This window comes from Acinetobacter sp. YH16038, from assembly GCF_013417275.1.
GTDB lineage: Bacteria > Pseudomonadota > Gammaproteobacteria > Pseudomonadales > Moraxellaceae > Acinetobacter.
Genome location: NZ_VPEG01000167.1, coordinates 1 through 1,232, shown reverse-complemented (window position 1 = coordinate 1,232; position 1,232 = coordinate 1). Strand labels below are relative to the sequence as shown.

The following is a 1,232-nucleotide window of genomic DNA, read 5'->3' as shown; positions in this document are numbered from 1 at the left end:
GAGAGCAAAAAAACAACAACGGTGAGCTTTAGAATTGAAGATGATCTCAAAGATAAACTTCAAATCATTGCTGAACGAGAAAATAAAACTATCACCAACAAAGCACGTGAAATCCTCGCTGAATCACTCCATCTTTCACCGAGAAAAACGCTCACAGAACGTTTACAGGATGATGTCACCCGTATTGACCAAGAACTGCGCCACAACCTCCGAAAATGGAACTTAGAAGTCAATCATCAACTCAGCACGCTTAACGCCAGTCAAAAACTTCTGAATGATTTCAGTGAACGATACTCACATTTAAGGCAAGAACTGGATGATGAAAAAAAACGACATCAAAAAACACAACAAAAGCTGACTCGCTGGACGATAACCTTTTTCCTAACCGTTCTACTCAGTAATGCACTTATCATCACATTAATTTTATTTTTTAGGTGATCGGGATGGAAAAAAAAGAATTAGAGAGACTCGAAAAACATATCGCCGATGCTATCAGACAATCGGGGATCAAACCTGTAAGAGAATCGCTCAATAAAACTATTTTTTTACTGACCTTTGGTGGACTCAAAAGTATGCAAAAAGTGTTTGATGAAGCCTTTGATGAAATCACCGAAGCCAGAAAATACCGGTCATGGCAACGAATAACCGATTGTTTAAATGAGCAGACACCACATAATTTAAGCGTGCTCACGGTAAAAACGATGTACAAACGCGCGAAGAAAAAACGGGAAAATAATAAAACGGAGTGACCGAGTACCAATCAACATCAAATGCACTTCCACTTCCTCGATAAAAAATAAATTTTCATCTTGCGGCGAGCGTTGCGGATTTAAATATGACGGGATTTTTTTGTGATACTCCGAAAGGCACAGAGCCGAAATGATTGTGACATCACTTCGGCTCTGCTAATCTGATTCGGTGCATTCGTTGCTAAGATCAGACCTAGACAATCCAATCTTAGCAACGGGAAGCTCGCTTGTCACGACTTCCTTAAAACCATTCAAAGACAATAACTCGCATGTGCCACTTGATTGACTCGGACTTAGCCCGGTCTCCGAAAGGATAAACAGGCAAATTGTGGTAATAAAACGTACCGGAAAACGAAATTCCGGCTCTGCCTCCGAATCACGCTGCGGTATCGAAAGATTACAGTGCGTACCTGATAAGAGCACCAATCAACGGACTAGGGATTTCTTGGATTGCACCGTCGAAAGAAGCCCAACCTAACCAGA

2 protein-coding genes are annotated in these 1,232 nt (G+C 41.2%); both read left to right on the top strand.

Going from position 1 to position 1,232, the window contains the following annotated elements; all coding sequences use genetic code 11:
• Positions 1-438 (top strand): hypothetical protein (locus tag FTV34_RS17585; RefSeq protein ID WP_179995853.1); only part of this gene is annotated, 438 nt, incomplete at its 5' end.
• Positions 439-443: 5 nt separating this feature from the next.
• Positions 444-749, top strand: coding sequence for a hypothetical protein (locus FTV34_RS17580; protein ID WP_180015679.1), 306 nt, complete (start codon positions 444-446; stop codon positions 747-749).
• The last annotated feature ends 483 nt before the right edge of the window (positions 750-1,232 follow it).